This window comes from Bacillus sp. FSL W8-0920 (genome assembly GCF_038593215.1).
In the GTDB taxonomy this organism is placed as follows: domain Bacteria; phylum Bacillota; class Bacilli; order Bacillales; family Bacillaceae; genus Bacillus; species Bacillus pumilus.
Map to the genome: position 1 here is coordinate 3,377,531 of NZ_CP151974.1, position 17,735 is coordinate 3,395,265.

Sequence of the window (17,735 nt, forward strand, 5' to 3'; positions counted from 1 at the left end):
TTTAGGCGCACTTTCTTCAAATGGAGATGATTGTTTTGCCTACCCTATCACATTTTTTTCAGACGCTGATTGATTCAAGAGGTATTTTTTTAGAAGGAATGCTGCTCACCTTACAGCTCACTGTGATCAGCATCTTCATCGGCATGTTCATCGGGCTTTTCTTTGCTTTATTGAAAATATCACGCGTGGCTGTCTTTGGTTATATCGCCAACGCCTATATCTTCCTTGTACGCGGCACACCACTGATTGTTCAAATTTTCATCCTATATTTTGGACTGACAGAATTAAATATTCCCGACTTCTGGGCCGCTTCCATTGCGCTCGCCTTTCATAATGGAGCGTATATAGCAGAAATATTCAGAGGTGCCATCCAATCAATCGATCAAGGGCAAAAAGAGGCTGGACGCTCTCTTGGCATGGGGCGTTTTCTAACAATGAGACGTATTATTCTCCCGCAAGCGATGCGGCGTGCCCTCCCCCCTCTTGGCAACCAGTTCATTATTGGCTTAAAAGATTCATCACTCGCCGCCTTTATTAGCGTCAATGAACTATTTAACGTCGCCACCACCCAAGGCTCAAACAGCTTTGACAATATGACCTATTTACTTGTTGTAGCCGTCTATTACTTAGTTCTTGTCCTGCTGTTAACATTCGCTGTCCAAACCTTTGAGAAGAAACTATCAGTCAGTGACCATTAGGAGGAGAAACATGACAGAATCAAAGGAACTCATTCGTGTTGAAAAACTCAATAAACACTTCGGAGAACTGCATGTTTTAAAGGATATCGACCTCACTGTTTATGAAAATGATGTGGTCGTCTTAATTGGAGCCAGTGGCTCTGGAAAAAGCACCTTGCTCCGCTGTATGAACTTTTTAGAAATCAAAAATGATGGAGAAATCGTCATTGATGGCAGCCCTGTTCACCCAAAACGCGATCAATTAAACGAGATGCGGCAAAAAATAGGCATGGTGTTTCAGCATTTTAACCTCTTTCCGCATAAAACTGTGCTTGAAAACATCATCGAAGCGCCTGTTATGGTGAAAAAAACAAAAAAGGCTCAAGCTGTATCAGAAGCCAATGTCCTGTTAGAAAAGGTCGGACTTGCGGATAAAGCCAACGTATATCCTTCTAAGCTATCAGGCGGTCAAAAGCAGCGTGTGGCTATTGCAAGAGCTCTCGCCATGAAACCAGATGTCATGTTATTTGACGAACCTACGTCTGCCCTCGATCCAGAGCTTGTAGGCGAGGTACTGCAAACAATGAAAAGTCTCGCAAAAGAAGGCATGACGATGGTCATCGTCACACATGAAATGGGCTTTGCGAAAGAAGTCGCCGATCGTGTCGTCTATATGCACGAAGGCCGTATCGTCGAAGAAGGCACGCCATCAAAATTGTTCGATTCCCCTCAAGAGGAACGAACCAAGCTGTTTCTCAGCTCCATTTTATAGGTCAAACGCCCTTTATTTTTCGTGCTCAATGCACGTTTTTTCTCATATTTCACGAACTTTTCATCCATTTATATTGAATATAACCAAAAACCATGTAAGATTACCTTACATGAATATGTCATATATGACTTTTCTCTCTATAATGAAGAATTAAGAAATCAATTAATTCTGAATGATTCAGGGGGAATGCAGCATGCAAATGGGTGATACAGTATTTATGTTCTTCTGCGCACTACTCGTGTGGTTAATGACACCGGGTTTAGCCTTATTCTACGGAGGACTCGTGAGAAGTAAAAACGTCTTAAGTACAACCATGCACAGCTTAACTTCACTAGCGATCGTCTCTATCGTATGGATCATGTTTGGCTATTCCTTGGCTTTTGCGCCAGGCAATGCATGGATTGGAGGCTTAGACTGGATTGGATTAAAAGGCGTTGGCTTTGAACCCGGTCCCTACAGTGAGACCATCCCACATTCATTGTTCATGATGTTCCAAATGACCTTTGCCGTCTTAACAACAGCCATCATCTCAGGTGCCTTTGCTGAACGAATTCGCTACTCAGCGGTCGTTGTGTTTACACTCCTTTGGGTCACATTTGTATACGCGCCAGTCGCACACTGGGTATGGGGCGGCGGTTGGATTGGCGAAATGGGTGCGCTCGACTTCGCTGGAGGAAACGTGGTTCACATTTCATCAGGTGTTGCAGGTCTAGTCGTAGCGATTGTGCTCGGGAAGCGTAAAGAAGCAGCAAGCTCTTCTCCTCACAATTTGATTTATACTCTTCTTGGCGGAGCTGTCATTTGGTTTGGATGGTTTGGCTTTAACGTTGGAAGTGCCCTTACCTTAGACAGTGTCGCAATGTATGCCTTTATTAACACCAATACAGCTGCTGCTGCGGGAATCATCGGCTGGCTGTTAGTCGAGTGGATGATCAACAAAAAACCGACCATGCTCGGCGCGATTTCTGGAGCCATCGCAGGTCTTGTGGCAATTACACCTGCCGCCGGTTTTGTCACACCTTTTGCTTCTATCATCATCGGAATTATTGGCGGGATTGTGTGTTTCTGGGGAGTCTTCTCACTCAAAGCCAAATTTGGCTATGATGATGCACTAGATGCATTCGGTCTTCACGGAATTGGCGGGACTTGGGGAGGAATTGCAACCGGGCTTTTCGCAACAACCTCTGTCAATGACGGTGGAGCCAATGGATTATTCTACGGAGATCCCAGCTTACTTTGGAAGCAAGTCGTCGCTATTGTGGCCACTTATGCCTTTGTAGCTGTTGTGACATACGTAATCATCAAAGTGGTCAATCTCTTCTTTAAGATTCGCGCAACCGAAGAAGAAGAATCAGTGGGTCTTGATTTAACCATGCATGGGGAAAAAGCTTATCAAGATTAAAGAAAAAGGGGTGTCTCTATGAGCAAAATGTATAAAGTGGAGATTGTCACACGTCCAGCCAATTTTGAAACATTAAAGGTGGAGCTTGGAAAGATTGGCGTCACTTCCATTACCTTTTCGAATGTACACGGCTGCGGTTTACAAAAGGGACATACAGAGCTATACCGTGGCGTCAAAAAGGAAAGTAATGTGTACGAACGATTAAAGATTGAAATCGTCCTAAGCGAAGTACCTGTCGAACAGGTCGTTGAAACAGCTCAAAAGGTACTTCGTACAGGCGAACCAGGGGATGGGAAAATTTTTATATATGAGATAGAAAATACAATCAACATTCGGACAGGTGAAGAAGGACCTGCCGCTCTTTAAACCATCCTCCGCCGAGTGCGGGGGATTTTTTAAAGACAGAAAAAAACCTCTGCATGATTCATATACAGAGGTTTCAAGACTTAAGATTGTTTTGTTTCTTCAGATTGACTGCTGTCTTTAGAGGAATCAGAAGACTTTTCTTGATCAGAGGATTTGCCCTTCTCATCAGACTTTTCTTCAGATTTTTCTCCAGCAGGCTCTTTGGCCTTATCTTCAGCAGCAGGTTCCTTCGTTTTTTCATCAGCTTTTGGCTGAGCAGGTTCTTTTGCTTCTTCCGTCACTTCTTGCGCGGCCTTTTCAATAGTTGAAACAGGCTTGTCAATGAAGCTAAGTGGATTAAGCGCTAAACCTTCCATACGAATTTCAAAATGCACATGGTTGCCGCTTTCAGCACCATAAAGATTTTTACCAGAAGCACCGATGACATCATTCTGCTTCACTTCATCGCCTTCTTTAACACTCACCTGTGACAACGATTGATAAACAGTCGATAATCCATCTTCATGTTCAATTTCAACGACATGACCGAGAACTGGATCTTTTTTCGCTTGAACCACTGTTCCACTAAGAGCAGCTGTGACATCAAACACTTTGCCATCTTTATCTGCAAGATCAATACCTTTGCTCAAGGTATAGGTGTTATTATAGTTTACAAGTGCTGCTTCTTTTTCTTTTTGATCAGCATCTGCTTCATAGAACTTTTTCACGACAGAAACATTATCAGAATTCTGGACTGGCATGGCAACATTTTCAATTGGCTTTCCAACTTCAACGGCATCATCACGCTGTTCTTGCCCTGTTTGATTTCCATCAGATAGTTGGTCTTTCACATCTTTTGATACAGCTTGATACCAAAGAACGGCTGTTAACACGACCGCTGCGCTGACCAAGTAAATTGCAGGGAATACCCAGCGCTTACGGAAAAATTGCTGAACTTTTGTGATTTTGGAAGTACGTTTCTTTTCTTCCTCTCTCATTTTTCATCACCTCAGCAACATTCTGAACACTTTTCAAAAAATATATACACACGAAATCATTTTTCTTTTTATTTTGCGCAATCGCATCAATAATATGTATGATGAATGAAAAAAAGATGGGGGACTTTAATGTGAAAACTTTCAACCGTATAGCAACAGAAGATGACCTCAAAGCAATCGTTGATATTTACAATTCGACTATAGCTTCAAGAGAAGTAACCGCCGATACAGAACCAGTTTCAGTTGAAGACCGCCGGCAATGGTTTTTGAATCATTCAGAGAAAAGACCTCTCTATGTGAAAACAGATGAGGATGGACATATTTACGGCTGGCTCAGCTTTGAAACGTTTTATGGAAGACCTGCATACAACGGGACCGTTGAAATGAGTATTTACTTAAACCAAGACGATCGAGGGAAAGGCTTAGGGTCACTTTTTTTACAAGAGGCCATTGAGTTGGCACCTTCACTAGGCATTCGAACATTACTCGCCTTTATTTTCGGGCACAACGAAGCCAGCATTCGATTATTTAAAAAGCACGGCTTTGAAACATGGGGTCACCTGCCACGCATCGCAGAAATGGACGGCAGCAGGTACGATTTAGACATTCTAGGAAAAGAATTATAAAATGAGCGTCTCTCCAACAAAGAGACGCTTCAGATTGTTGACAAAGGGCTAAAATGATCTTGATTTTAGCCCTTTGTCTTCTTTTCAGCGTGATAGAAAACCTTTGCAGTCAAGGAAGGACGAGTACTGGAGCGGAGCGAATTTGACATTCCTGAGCACCAGCACGCAGGACTGACAACGAATGCGAGGGTTTGTCTACATGCTGGAGCGTCTCTCCAACAAAGAGACGCTTTTTTATGATGCGTGTAACAGCTGTTCAAACTGTTTCGCATTTTGAACAGATTTTCTTTGGAGGATGATGCCATGTTCATCTATCAGAATCGCTTGCGGAACAACAGTTACCCCATACAGCTCCATGATTTGCGAAGAGCGCATATACACAGCTTGATCAGGCAGCAATTGAAGGAGCAATGCATCATCTCCTTGTTCATCTCCATTGATGAACATGAACTGAGTATCATCGCTAGAAATGTGCTGACGCATATCAGACAAAATGCTTTTGCATGTCATACAAGTGGTATTTACAAATAACAGCATCACGGCTCTTCCGTTCTGTAAATACTCCTTTAAAATGACCTTATCTCCTAAATGTGTATAGCTTCGAAATAACGGCGCACCATCACCAACATCCGCTTCCTTTAATTCAATCCCATCAAGGGATTTAATTTTACTCATAAATTTTCCGATAAAGCGGGCAAGCAAAAACACGACCGCCAGCTGAGCTATGACAATGAATAACACAATAATTAGTAGAATATCAGTCATTTCACTTGGTCTCCTTCTATAAACGATTCAAATTGATTCATCCATTTTCTTTTGAACATCATGATTGTTTTCCCAACCGCTATAATCAGACAGACAGCCACTGCAATCAGAAAACAAATAATATGAAGTGGCCACGGAATTGTTTCTACATAGGGATGGACATAAAACAACCCAATCACAAGAGCCAGCATCGACACATTACGAATCACAATTCCCCAGTGAAGATGGTCATTTTCAAGCAAACCTCCACAGCCGCATGAAATGTTACGATGTCCTCTCAATAAATTGAAGGTGACCGCTCCAGTATAGATACATAAAAGTGCTGTAAGACCAATCGCAGGTACAAAAGACATGTTCCACACGAACAATAAACCCGTACAAGCCAATTCAACAGTCAAAAACAAATAAAACATGGGCGCCGTGAGCGCAGGAGGCAGCAGGCGATAAGCATTCATCTGCTGAATATGCGCCGTTTGTTTTCTCACTTTATCAAGCCATGCACCTGCAAAGATGATTCCTAATAAATAGACACCTATAAAATAAAAGACACTCACCTTACGCCATCTCCTTTTGTTGAAATAGTTGGGATTGTGCCTCGTAAAGCCTTTTGTACTCTCCATCTAGCGCCATTAGCTCTTCATGGTTCCCCTCTTCAACGAAAGCACCATCTTTCATCACGATAATCCGGTCTGCTAAGCGGGCCGCTCCCATACGGTGTGTGATAAACAAGACCCCTTGATCCTGCGTATGATCGAATAGCTTTCGAATGAGTGAAATCTCCGATAGCGGATCGAGAGCAGAAGTCGGTTCATCTAAAATGATAAAATCACTTTCTCTAAAAAAGGTTCTCGCCATCGCAAGCTTTTGCCATTGTCCGCCAGACAGTTCATGACCTTCTTCAAAAAACCGGCCAAGCTGCGCATCGTATGTTTCTTCCATTTGATGAATTCTTTTCTCTATGCCGGCTTGCCGTGCAGCTGAGATCATGCGCTCTTTATCATCTATTTCGTCAATACGGCCAAATCCAATGTTTTCTTTCACAGTGAATTCGTACTTCATAAAATCTTGAAAAAGGACGGCCATTCTCGCATGATATGATTTTTTATAAATGGTCGAAATCGATTCACCATTGACCTTTTGCATATTCGGCTTATCTGGATCATATAAACCAGTCAAGCATTTAATCAAGGTCGTCTTACCTGATCCGTTATCCCCCACCAATGCAATGCGTTCACCTTTATCGATATGAAAATGTATATGTTCAATAGCAGGCGTTTTCATATTCGGATAGGTAAAAGAGAGATTTTCTAGCGTAATGGACTGAATACATTCAATCCTCCGAAGCGATGCCGCTTCCTCTGTCTGCTCATCAATTTCTTCTTCTCTCTTTTGAAAAGCTCTCATTTCATCAATATAGAGACTCGTTTCATATAAACTAGAACATTCCCTCGTCAAATCCTGAAAACCACTTTGAATATTTTGCACAGCTTGGAGCACAGCGACAAACGTACCCGCAGCTAATTTCTTTTGAAAGATAAGAAAGACAATAAAAAGACCGCAGCACACATAGGCAAATGTCATAAGCAATCCACCTGCCATCTCCCAGCGAACCTGACGTTTTAGTAATTTATATTTTTCATCTGCACTTTTTACATAATGGCCTTTCCATTTTTGAAGAAGGTAATTTCCTATTCCATATAAACGGATTTCCTTCAATGAATCTCGCTGCGCAACAAGATCAGACACATACATTTCTCTTCGATCATTTGCCGTTAACATGCGGTTTAATTGATACCGTGCGCCTCCAAAGAAAAGCTCAATCCACAAGACAGGCAGAGTACATAAGATCAGAATGACCGCCAAGCCCCAATGGATACCAATCATATAAATGAGAAGTGATACAACAGTAATCAATGCGCTCATGATTGTAAAAATACTTCTAACCATACTCAGAACATGCTGATGACTGTTCATCACACGTTGACTTTCATTATAAAAAGACGGGTGTTCAAATGTAATATATGGAAGCTTAATCGCTTTTTGAAGCAATTCACCCTTCAAATGCAAACCAATCAGATTTGTCGCTTTCTGCTGACTAAGCTGAAGAATGAATTGAAGCCCATATCCTAAAATCACAATGACCATTTGCAACCCAAATAACCTTAAGACCTTTTGAATATCTCCTGAAGAAGTCATGAATAAAATAATTTCATTAATCAATGTTTGAATAATCCAGACACTAGCCAAAGGCATAAAGCCAACGATCACTTGGATGAATAGAGTTAACAGAAGATATGATCGACTTCTTTTCCAAGTATAGGAGATTGCATATAAACAATGGTTCACTGTACTCATCAAACGCTCCACCTTACACCATTTAGTATAATTGACATATTTTTGATATTTATATTATGATAGCTCTGCGTAACTTCATTCTGAGAGGACGATATACGATGACTTCAATCTTACTTTTACAGCTAACTCTTATTCTTTGTAGCCTTTTATTGACGATCGGAATCATGATCTATTTAAAACACCAGATGGAATTAATCATCTTACCGATCCAGCATGTTGGACAAAAATTTGTTCATCCGCTACTCGAAAAACCATCACCTATTCAAATAAATGATCTACTGCAAACCAATCACAAGCAGCAGCTGCTTGTATTCACTGACACAGCATGTCCGCATTGCATCCCATCACTGGAACAATTCCTAGAAACGAAAAAGCAGCGTCAATTAGACATTTCTTTTAGTATTTTGCTAAAGAATGGGAAAGAAGAGGATCAAGAATTATATCGTGATAACCAAACCAACATGCGAATTATCTCAGTGGACGAACAAATGATAGGCGCCTTTCATATTGAAGAGTTTCCATATTACATCATGGTAGAAGACGATGAAACAATCTCATATGCAGCCCCTTTTCCGGATGGTCTTTATTCAAGGTTTTCTGCAAAATAAACATAAATGAGGCATGTGAAGATAACAAACACACGCCTCATTTTTTTATTGGTTTGGATCTGCCTGAACATCCTGATCCTTTTCCCTTGCGGCGATTTCACTCGCTTCACTTGAAGCTGTGGCTTGTTCCTCAGCTTGTTCAAACTCACTGCGAGCCTCATTTGAAATATCTACTTGGTCACCATGCTGATTCACAGTAACGGATGAAGAAGACGATTCTTTTTGAACCTCTTTCTCTAGTTCCTTTAATTTAGACACATGAAGCTCTAAATCTTTTCCTTGCTGAACTAGAGTCAGTTGTTGAAATAATGCCTTTCTCTCTTCTGGAGAATGGTCGCCTTGAACAATTTTCGCTGCTTGGTTTAAAAAAGAATTGGATGTTTGACTCGCTTGACGACTGTTTGACGTCTGCATAGCATTTGTTAAGAATGAAATTGAAGATATGCTCATGCGTTCACATCCTATTAAATAAAATCCTTGAATTTAGCAGCCACATCTAATGCGTTCTTGGCTAGTACAAATCTCACCTGTATCACGATCCACGTAGTAACGGAAAGTTCCAACACCTTGAAGGAAACAAGTTGGCGCTGATTTGCATGAAGTGACTAATTTTTGCAAAATACATCTTGAAGCTGCAGGTTGAACATTGGTCATTTTGTTTAAGAAACGATCTAACATATGAATTCCACCTTCCAATTTTTATGGTAATACAACACAATAATAACCAATTACAATACAACTAACAACATATTTTGATAATTTTACTAATTATTTTTAACTACTAATCTTATTTATGACATAAATTGTCGTTAAAATTCATAGTAAATGTTACTTTTTTCTTATTCGAAGATAATTTATTTATCCATAAATAGTAAAGTGAAGATAGAAATTTTTAAAATTGTTCTACATCCACTCTTCCTAAAGTACTACCTGCTCAAGTATGATAAAGAGTGAATACATAAAGGAGTGAACACCATTGCAACAAACTGAGAAAATCATTCAATCTCTTCATTCGATCACAAAGTGGGGAAAAGTTGGTAGTATATTTCTCTATATTTCAGGTGGCTTAGCTATTCTTATTGGTTTTTGGCTTGTTCTTCCTGCTGCCCTTGGCGTCTTCCTCATTATGATGGGAATCCATGTACAAAAATCTGTAAACGCAGCGGAACAATTAATTCAAGCTCCTGATACTTCTTATGAAGAGTTATTAGAACAATATGCTAAGATGATGAAAATGCAGACACTATTTGCCATATCAAGTATTGTCGCAGCCATTCTATCATTCATCGCCATTATCCTGATGCTGGTATTAGGCGGTCTAGCATTTCTTCAAGAAATTCCCAGTGACATTCAGCACTACGAAGGTGAATACGAAGAAGAGCTTGGTGACTTTTATTAATGGAGAGGGGGTATCAATGAACATTTGATACCCCTTTTCTTTGATATTTGGCATCGTTTTACCCTTCTAAGCTTGACATTCTATCTTGATCATTTTAAAATACAAATCGTAACCATTACGAATTAAAGGAGGTTCCTATTACCGATGCGTGTAAAAATTACCTTAGCCTGTACTGAAACTGGTGAGAGAAACTATATCACAACAAAGAATAAAAGAACGAATCCGGACCGACTGGAGTTAAAAAAATATTCCCCTCGGTTAAAGAAATATACCCTTCATAGAGAAACAAAATAATTTTTTAGGTTTCAAATCGTAATCATTACTTTTTAAGAGAGGCGGAAATGAACATGAGCATTGGCAAAGGGACAGAAGGAAATGAATAAGCGAATACCCGTTACAGTATTAAGTGGTTTTTTAGGAGCTGGAAAAACAACGATATTAAATCATGTACTACAAAATCGTAAAGGGTTAAAAGTAGCTGTTATTGTTAATGACATGAGCGAAATTAATATTGATGCAGAACTAATCAAACAAGGCGGTGAGCTCTCTCGATCAGATGAGAAGCTAGTTGAATTATCTAATGGTTGTATTTGCTGCACATTAAGAGAAGATTTGTTAATAGAAGTAGAGCGCCTATGTAAGACTGGTCATATTGATTATATTGTCATTGAGTCAACAGGTATTAGTGAACCTATTCCAGTCGCGCAAACTTTCTCTTATATTGATGAAGAAATGGGGATAGATTTGACGCGCTTTTGCCGGCTAGACACGATGGTCACTGTTGTAGATGCGAACCGTTTCTGGACCGACTTCCAGTCAGGAGAAAGTCTATTAGACCGTAAACAAGCCGTTTCCGATGATGACGAACGAGAAATTTCCGATTTACTGATTGATCAAATTGAATTTTGCGATGTGTTGATTATCAATAAGTGTGATCTAGTATCAAACTCAGAATTAGACCGACTTGAGCACGTGCTGACCACACTTCAATCAGAAGCATCTATCATCAGAACCTCAAAAGGGCAAGTAAAGCCAAGTGACATTTTAAATACTGGTTTATTCGATTTTGAAAAGTCCAGTGCTTCTGCTGGCTGGATTAAAGAAATCAACGCTGGGCATTCTCAGCATACGCCAGAAACAGAAGAATACCAAATCTCATCCTTTGTTTATGAAAGAAGACTTCCCTTCCATACTGGCAGGTTAAATAATTGGTTAGATCAGATGCCAGAGCAAATAGTTCGCGCTAAAGGATTTACATGGCTTGCCACACATCATGATTTAACCATTTTAATTTCACAGGCTGGAAAATCTGTTGCGATTGAACCAATTGCCTACTGGATTGCTGCCTTGCCTGAGCAAGAAAAAGCACAGATATTAAAGCAAGAACCAGAGCTTCTTGATGAGTGGGACGCAGAATTTGGTGACAGGCATACAAAACTTGTGTTTATTGGCGTAGATTTACCTAAAGCAGATATCATTCGCACACTTGATCAATGCTTACTCACACCTGAGGAATTTGATCAAGAATGGACTACGTTTGAAGACCCCTTTCAATGGAAAATCCAACATTAAGCCAGGAGGGTTTTAAGTGGCAAAGAAATCTAAAATTGCTAAAGAAAAAAAGCGGCAGCAGCTTGTATTGAAATATGCAGAATTAAGAAAAGAGTTGAAAGAACAAGGTGACTATGAAGCTTTGCGGAAATTACCCAGAGACTCTTCCCCTACCCGCTTAAAAAACCGCTGTGAATTAACCGGTCGTCCTAGAGGTTACTTACGAAAATTTAAAATGTCTAGAATTGCTTTTCGTGAGCTTGCCTATAAGGGCCAAATTCCAGGAGTGAAAAAATCGAGCTGGTAAACATTGAGTTGATCTTATCACAGCTCCCATAAAAGTAAAGCAGTAAAAAATGTTGAAAAATCTATTTTCTGAGCATATCTCAACCTTTTTGAGCCACAAAATAACATTTTAAAAACCAGCAGAGTTTCTGCTGGTTTTTGATCATGACAGGATTCTAAGATGAATAGACCTATTTCTATAAAAGAATTTTCAACAATGATTATGACATTTTCTCTACTTTTCAAAAAATCATGATCATGATACTTTGTTGTCACTACCCACCGATGTATGACATTTCAACTTTTTTCTGATCTTTCTTCTGCTCTCTCTCAGCTGAATATTGATCATCTCTATTCGACCATAGTTCCTTCAATATGTTCTTTGTATCTTCATTATCTTTTGTTGAGCGAATCACCCGCTTCAGATCAAAACCCGATGATGCAAAAAGACATGTAAACAATTCACCGCGAGCAGAAAGTCTCGCTCTATTACATGTTCCACAAAAGGCATCTGAAACAGAAGAAATAATGCCTATCTCTCCTGAACCATCTTGGTAATAGAATCGGTTGGCTACTTCACCTGGATATTGAGGAGGTTCTGGTTTGATGGGAAATGTTGAATCAATTAGACCAATAATCTCTTTCTTTGTCATGACATGCTCTAGATTCCATTTGTTCGTATTTCCGACATCCATAAACTCGATAAATCTGAGAACATGTCCTTCTTTTTTAAAGTAAGCTGCCATTGGTAAGACATCCTGATCATTCACACCTTTTTGAACAACCATATTGATCTTAATAGCAAGTCCAGCTTTTTTTGCAGCCTCAATCCCATCAAACACTTTTTGGATAGAAATATTCCTTCCGTTCATTTGCTTGAAACGGTCAGGGTTTAATGAATCCAAACTAATGGTGACTCTTTGAAGACCTGCTTTCTTTAACTTTTCAGCATATACAGGTAAAAGCGTTCCATTAGTTGTCATAGCAATATCTTCGATTCCTGGAATTTTCGAGAGCTTTTCTATTAAGATAGGCAAATCTTTTCGCATTAAGGGTTCACCACCCGTGATGCGTATTTTCACCACACCTAGGTCCTTTGCAAAAAGGGTAGCAAGCTGTTCAATTTCTTCGAAACTAAGCAGTTCTTCTTTATTCAAAAAAGGATAATCTGGTCCAAAAATTTCAGCAGGCATACAGTACGTACATCTAAAGTTACAGCGATCTGTTACTGAGATTCTTAAATCGCGCAATGGTCGATGTCTCTTATCCAATATACTGTCCATACTTTGCCTCCTATTCTGTTATACGCTGATGGTGAGTGTATATATTAAAAGATTCTCCTCTGACAAATCCAACTGTCGTGATATTTAATTCTTCTGCCATATTAAGCGCCAGCTCAGTTGGTGCTGATTTTGAGATGACGATCGACACTCCTAGTTTTGCTGCCTTCAATAGAACTTCTGACGATATCCGGCCGCTAAACACAAGGATTTTATCTCTAAGCGGAATTCGATGAAGTAAACAGTATCCATAGATTTTATCTAAAGCATTATGTCTTCCTATATCAGTTCTAGTGATGAATAGTTTTTCTGTGTCACACAGTCCAGCATTATGCACACCACCAGTATGTTGAAACAATTGACTTTCTTCTTGTAAACATTTCATTAGACGCATACAAGTTTCAGCAGAAATGTTGATTCGATCAATGGCTGTTTTTGCTGTTTTCACATCTTGGAGAAAATAAAAGTGTCTCCCTTTCCCGCAGCAAGAACCAATCACCCGCTTAGTAAAATCTGATGACTGAAATCCGCTTGAGTGAACTAAATCAACATAGGCAAAGCCCATACTTTCATCTATTGTAAACCTTTTAATCTCATTTTCAAATCGAATGACTCCTTCTGAAGCTAAAAAACCGATCACCAATTCTTTCAAATGATCTGGTGAACAAACAAGTGTTACAAATTCCTCTCCATTCACGATCACAGTTAAAGGAAATTCTTCTACAACTTCATCTGTTTTGCAAGTAAATTGACCTTCACGGTATTGGTGTATAACTCGTTTCTTTTTAACAGAAGGATTCATTGTATGATCTTCCTTTCAGCACAAATTTAGTTATATGAACCAATCGAATTGTGATATTATTTTAAAAAGTCATAAAAATGTAACATATTTCTATCTTATCAAACTTTTTGATTGCTTTATATGGGGGGAACAAAATGAATAAATCGAAAAATCGCTGGCTCATCGCAACAAGTGCTGTAGGAATTCATTTATCTATTGGGTCTGTTTATGCTTGGAGTGTTTTTACGAATCCTTTACATCAGGCCTTTCAGTGGTCATTGACAGAAATAAGCCTGACCTTCAGTATTGCTATTTTATTTTTAGGATTATCTGCTGCTTTCATGGGGCATTTCGTTGAAAGATATGGCCCAAGGGCATCAGGGCTCTTCTCAGCCATTTTCTTCGGTATCGGGATGACAGGGTCAGGATTCGCTGTACACATGTCCTCACTCCCTCTCCTCTATTTATTTTATGGTGTACTCGCTGGGATAGGATTAGGGGTAGGCTACATTGCACCTGTATCAACTTTAGTGAAATGGTTTCCGGACCGAAGAGGACTTGCAACCGGCTTAGCTATTATGGGTTTTGGATTTGCGTCTCTTATTTGCAGCCCAATTATCCAATATCTCATTGAAAAAGTAGATATCGCAAATACCTTTTACATTCTTGGAATTTCCTATTTTATGATCATGGTGATTTCATCTCTTTATTTATCACCACCAACACCTGATGACGTCAAACAATTTGATGTGTTAAAAACAAATCAAAGAAAAATCCCTCAGGATTTATCACAGCTTACAGCAAATGAAGCGATCAAAACACGACGTTTTTATTATTTGTGGCTCATGCTCTTTATTAATATCACATGCGGAATTGCCATTATTTCAGTAGCATCGCCTCTTGCTCAAGAAAGTGTTGGATTCACTGCTGGTGCTGCAGCTACCCTTGTTGGCATTTTAGGTGCTTTTAATGGTTTAGGACGGATTGGCTGGGCTTCCTTCTCAGATTATATCGGAAGGCCGAATACGTATACAATCTTCTTTAGTATCCAGCTCATTGCCTTTCCTTTACTTCCCTACTTAAAAGAACCGCTCGTCTTTTCAATCGTGATGGCGATCATTTATACGTGCTATGGAGGAGGGTTTGCCTCAATTCCAGCCTATATTGGGGATTTATTTGGCACGAGACAACTTGGTGCCATACACGGTTATATTTTGACAGCCTGGGCAGCTGCTGGTTTAGCAGGACCTTTATTTTCATCCTTTATCCGGGATATAACAGGTAACTACACGCAGAGTCTGATGGTGTTCTCTGGCTTATTTTTCATCGCTTTTATCATATCTCTTCTCATACGGAAGGATATTCAGCAGCTTAGAGAAACAAACCTTACTGCTGATGCTTCTGTCTCATCCCGACCTTAATTTGAATTTGACAGAATCACAATCTAAAGGTAATTTTTAGATATGAAAACGCTTTATAAAGTAATAGGAGGGTGATGATATCATGGGGAAAACAAAACATAAGGGGCCTATTAAGCTTAATAAAAAACCCTCACCAAAGCTATGGGCCTCTTTTGCGCCTATGGGACTTGGAAAAGTAAAGCCGAAACACATTCGAGATACGATGAAAGTGGCTTGGGAGAACAAGGATAATCTCCCCTATGCATATCGCATTTTAACGCAAGGCGTGTGTGACGGCTGTGCCCTTGGTGTTTCAGGGCTATATGACCAAACGCTCGCAGGACCTCATATATGCACCACAAGACTAAATGTACTTCGTCTTAATACAATGCCAGCTATTGATCCAAAATGGTTTGAAGACATTCAACAGCTCAAACAAATGGACAGCACTACTCTCCGCAAACTTGGCCGTATCCCTTATCCACTGATTCGAAAAAAAGGTGACAATGCCTTTACACGTATTTCCTGGGATGATGCATTAGATCAAATCGCAGCTAAAATCAAATCAATTGATAAACGGCAGCTCGCTTTCTATTTAACAGCTAGAGGAATTACAAATGAAGTCTATTATACCGCTGCGAAGGCAGCTCGCTTTATCGGGACAAATCATATTGATAATGCGTCTCGCATTTGTCATTCACCGAGCAAAACCGCTCTTAAGCGATCCCTTGGGATAGGAGCCTCCAGTTGTAATTACAACGATTGGATCGGAACAGATGTCTTAATTTTTTGGGGATCTGTCGCAGCAAACAATCAGCCCGTTTCCACTAAATATATGTATGCGGCGAAAAAGAAAGGAACCAAAATTATTGTCATCAATCCGTACAAAGAGCCTGCCATGGAAAAGTACTGGGTTCCCTCTATTCCAGAAAGTGCTTTATTCGGCACAAAAATCGCGGATGATTTCTATCAAGTCAATATAGGCGGCGATATTGCGTTTATGAATGGTGTCATCAAACATTGGTTTGACATGGAGCAGCACGCGCCCCATTCCGCTCTTGATCATGAATTTATTCAAGCCCATACTACCGGCATACAGGATTTACAGCAGCATGTCGCACAGTTGAAATGGGAAGACCTTGAAGCATCATCAGGCTTATCAAAAGAAAGAATGAAGGAATTTGCGATCCTTCTTGCCAATGCCAATTCAGGCGTTTTCATTTGGAGCATGGGTCTTACTCAGCACCGCTTTGCAACTGATAATATATCACAGGTTGCCAACCTTGCTATGTTACGTGGGTTTATTGGCAGGAAACATTGTGGTGTCATGCCAATTCGCGGGCATAGCGGTGTTCAAGGTTCTGGTGAAATGGGTGCTGACCCGTTTGTTTTGCCGGGCAGTGATTTTGATGAAGAGAATATTGAAAGAATCGAAAAGATTTGGGGGTTTGACATTCCGAAATGGCATGGTGACACCATTGGGCAATCATTTGAGAAAATGGCTCTCCCTAAAGAACATCCGCAAAAACTCAAAATGCTGTTTACGAGTGGCGGGAACTTTTTAGAAACGATGCCAAATCCAGATGCGATTGAAAAAGCTTTATCTGGGCTTGAACTTCGTGTCCATCAAGATATCATTTTGAATACCTCTACACTTGTAGAGGCAGAAGAGACGGTAATTATTCTCCCTGCTATGACAAGATATGAGCAGCCAGGAGGCGGTACTTCCACTAGTACGGAACGCATGGTATATTTCAGTCCAGAAATTGAAGGACCTCGGATTGAGGAAGCCAGAGCAGAATGGGATATTTATATGGATCTTGCAAAAAGAGTACGTCCACAAGATGCTGAGCTGATTCATTTCGAAACGGCTGAAGACATTCGCCGTGAGATTGCGATCGCAAATCGAAACTATAATGGCATCCAGCATTTACGTCATAAAGGAGACGTTTTCCAATGGGGAGGTGCCTGGCTATGTGAAGACGGAGAGTGTCCAACACCGGATGGCAAAGGACATCTTCTTCCTGCCCAGCTGCCTCAATACCGAAAAACCGAGGGACATTTTAATATTACGACAAGAAGAGGAAAGCAATTCAACTCTATGATCTATAGTGAAAAGGATGCCTTTAATGGTGGGAAGCGTCATTCTATCTTGATGAATGAAGAAGATGCTAAAGAGCTTTATGTCAAAGAAGGTGATCCAGTTGTTTTGTTTAATCAGTATGGATCCTACCAAGGAGTCGCTCAATTTGGGGAGTTGAAACGTGGCAATATCGCTGTTTACTGGCCTGAAGGGAACGTTTTAATTCCAAAGGGTGTGTATGAGAGCTACTCACAGATTCCCGAATATAATACGGCGGCCATATTAGAAAAAGCCGAAACCTTTCATGCAAGAAAAGACCAGCACTACGTGGAGAAACGAATTGATGAATTAGAAACCACCTTGAATTGATCTTCAACTAAAAAACAGCTGGGGAAAACAATCCCCAGC

20 protein-coding genes are annotated in these 17,735 nt (G+C 40.1%); 12 read left to right on the plus strand and 8 right to left on the minus strand.

The window, feature by feature from the left end; genetic code table 11:
* Positions 1 to 20 precede the first annotated feature (20 nt).
* The 4 genes from NSS78_RS17360 to NSS78_RS17375 all read left to right on the plus strand — a co-directional run bounded on the left by NSS78_RS17360 (position 21) and on the right by NSS78_RS17375 (position 3,217).
* Positions 21 to 698: an amino acid ABC transporter permease gene (locus tag NSS78_RS17360; RefSeq protein ID WP_078061638.1), complete on the plus strand. Its 678-nt coding sequence runs from the start codon at positions 21 to 23 to the stop codon at positions 696 to 698.
* 10 nt (positions 699 to 708) lie between these two features.
* Positions 709 to 1,449, plus strand: coding sequence for an amino acid ABC transporter ATP-binding protein (locus NSS78_RS17365; protein ID WP_050944422.1), 741 nt, complete (start codon positions 709 to 711; stop codon positions 1,447 to 1,449).
* A gap of 193 nt (positions 1,450 to 1,642) precedes the next feature.
* Positions 1,643 to 2,851: an ammonium transporter gene (locus NSS78_RS17370; RefSeq protein ID WP_003215412.1), complete on the plus strand. Its 1,209-nt coding sequence runs from the start codon at positions 1,643 to 1,645 to the stop codon at positions 2,849 to 2,851.
* A gap of 18 nt (positions 2,852 to 2,869) precedes the next feature.
* Entirely contained in the window at positions 2,870 to 3,217 is a 348-nt protein-coding gene (locus NSS78_RS17375) for a P-II family nitrogen regulator (RefSeq protein ID WP_003214763.1), read from the plus strand.
* A gap of 80 nt (positions 3,218 to 3,297) precedes the next feature.
* Here NSS78_RS17375 and NSS78_RS17380 read toward each other — a convergent pair whose 3' ends face one another.
* A complete protein-coding gene (locus tag NSS78_RS17380; protein WP_003214850.1) occupies positions 3,298 to 4,194 on the minus strand; it encodes a peptidoglycan DD-metalloendopeptidase family protein in 897 nt (298 codons plus the stop codon).
* A 116-nt stretch (positions 4,195 to 4,310) separates the two neighbouring features.
* On the opposite strand from NSS78_RS17380, the gene NSS78_RS17385 reads away from it, so the two are divergent.
* Complete coding sequence (locus NSS78_RS17385) at positions 4,311 to 4,820, plus strand: GNAT family N-acetyltransferase (protein WP_034620260.1); 510 nt, start codon at positions 4,311 to 4,313, stop codon at positions 4,818 to 4,820.
* A 234-nt stretch (positions 4,821 to 5,054) separates the two neighbouring features.
* On the opposite strand, the gene NSS78_RS17390 is transcribed toward NSS78_RS17385, so the two are convergent.
* From NSS78_RS17390 to NSS78_RS17400, 3 genes are read right to left on the minus strand one after another with little or no spacing between them, the layout of a single operon-like run.
* Positions 5,055 to 5,585, minus strand: a complete 531-nt coding sequence (locus tag NSS78_RS17390; protein ID WP_106029548.1) for a thioredoxin fold domain-containing protein — start codon at positions 5,583 to 5,585, stop codon at positions 5,055 to 5,057.
* Entirely contained in the window at positions 5,582 to 6,139 is a 558-nt protein-coding gene (locus tag NSS78_RS17395; protein WP_050944425.1) for a MauE/DoxX family redox-associated membrane protein, read from the minus strand. The genes NSS78_RS17390 and NSS78_RS17395 overlap by 4 nt, the downstream gene beginning before the upstream one ends.
* A gap of 1 nt (position 6,140) precedes the next feature.
* Positions 6,141 to 7,940: an ABC transporter ATP-binding protein gene (locus NSS78_RS17400; protein ID WP_106032123.1), complete on the minus strand. Its 1,800-nt coding sequence runs from the start codon at positions 7,938 to 7,940 to the stop codon at positions 6,141 to 6,143.
* Positions 7,941 to 8,038: 98 nt separating this feature from the next.
* On the opposite strand from NSS78_RS17400, the gene NSS78_RS17405 reads away from it, so the two are divergent.
* Entirely contained in the window at positions 8,039 to 8,548 is a 510-nt protein-coding gene (locus tag NSS78_RS17405) for a hypothetical protein (protein ID WP_327839530.1), read from the plus strand.
* Between the two features lie 45 nt (positions 8,549 to 8,593).
* Here the strand turns inward: NSS78_RS17405 and NSS78_RS17410 are convergent, their stop codons facing one another.
* The gene (locus NSS78_RS17410) at positions 8,594 to 8,998 is read right to left on the minus strand and encodes a hypothetical protein (RefSeq protein ID WP_137054288.1); all 405 of its coding nucleotides are present in this window, start codon (positions 8,996 to 8,998) and stop codon (positions 8,594 to 8,596) included.
* A gap of 33 nt (positions 8,999 to 9,031) precedes the next feature.
* Positions 9,032 to 9,226 (minus strand): hypothetical protein, encoded by a 195-nt coding sequence (locus NSS78_RS17415; protein ID WP_003215165.1) that lies wholly within the window; start codon positions 9,224 to 9,226, stop codon positions 9,032 to 9,034.
* A 298-nt stretch (positions 9,227 to 9,524) separates the two neighbouring features.
* Here NSS78_RS17415 and NSS78_RS17420 point away from each other — a divergent pair, with 298 nt between their 5' ends.
* The 4 genes from NSS78_RS17420 to rpsN all read left to right on the plus strand — a co-directional run bounded on the left by NSS78_RS17420 (position 9,525) and on the right by rpsN (position 11,805).
* Positions 9,525 to 9,947 (plus strand): DUF5362 family protein, encoded by a 423-nt coding sequence (locus NSS78_RS17420; protein ID WP_050944429.1) that lies wholly within the window; start codon positions 9,525 to 9,527, stop codon positions 9,945 to 9,947.
* A gap of 144 nt (positions 9,948 to 10,091) precedes the next feature.
* Positions 10,092 to 10,241, plus strand: a complete 150-nt coding sequence (gene rpmG, locus NSS78_RS17425) for a 50S ribosomal protein L33 (protein ID WP_137054287.1) — start codon at positions 10,092 to 10,094, stop codon at positions 10,239 to 10,241.
* Positions 10,242 to 10,322: 81 nt separating this feature from the next.
* The gene (locus NSS78_RS17430; RefSeq protein ID WP_212045622.1) at positions 10,323 to 11,519 is read left to right on the plus strand and encodes a GTP-binding protein; all 1,197 of its coding nucleotides are present in this window, start codon (positions 10,323 to 10,325) and stop codon (positions 11,517 to 11,519) included.
* A 16-nt stretch (positions 11,520 to 11,535) separates the two neighbouring features.
* A complete protein-coding gene (gene rpsN, locus NSS78_RS17435; RefSeq protein WP_212045623.1) occupies positions 11,536 to 11,805 on the plus strand; it encodes a 30S ribosomal protein S14 in 270 nt (89 codons plus the stop codon).
* 253 nt (positions 11,806 to 12,058) lie between these two features.
* On the opposite strand, the gene moaA is transcribed toward rpsN, so the two are convergent.
* Complete coding sequence (gene moaA, locus NSS78_RS17440; protein ID WP_212045624.1) at positions 12,059 to 13,066, minus strand: GTP 3',8-cyclase MoaA; 1,008 nt, start codon at positions 13,064 to 13,066, stop codon at positions 12,059 to 12,061.
* A gap of 10 nt (positions 13,067 to 13,076) precedes the next feature.
* Entirely contained in the window at positions 13,077 to 13,865 is a 789-nt protein-coding gene (gene fdhD / locus NSS78_RS17445; protein ID WP_137054285.1) for a formate dehydrogenase accessory sulfurtransferase FdhD, read from the minus strand.
* A 134-nt stretch (positions 13,866 to 13,999) separates the two neighbouring features.
* On the opposite strand from fdhD, the gene NSS78_RS17450 reads away from it, so the two are divergent.
* Positions 14,000 to 15,265, plus strand: a complete 1,266-nt coding sequence (locus tag NSS78_RS17450; protein WP_212045625.1) for an OFA family MFS transporter — start codon at positions 14,000 to 14,002, stop codon at positions 15,263 to 15,265.
* A gap of 82 nt (positions 15,266 to 15,347) precedes the next feature.
* Positions 15,348 to 17,696 (plus strand): FdhF/YdeP family oxidoreductase, encoded by a 2,349-nt coding sequence (locus tag NSS78_RS17455; RefSeq protein ID WP_212045626.1) that lies wholly within the window; start codon positions 15,348 to 15,350, stop codon positions 17,694 to 17,696.
* Positions 17,697 to 17,735 lie beyond the last annotated feature (39 nt).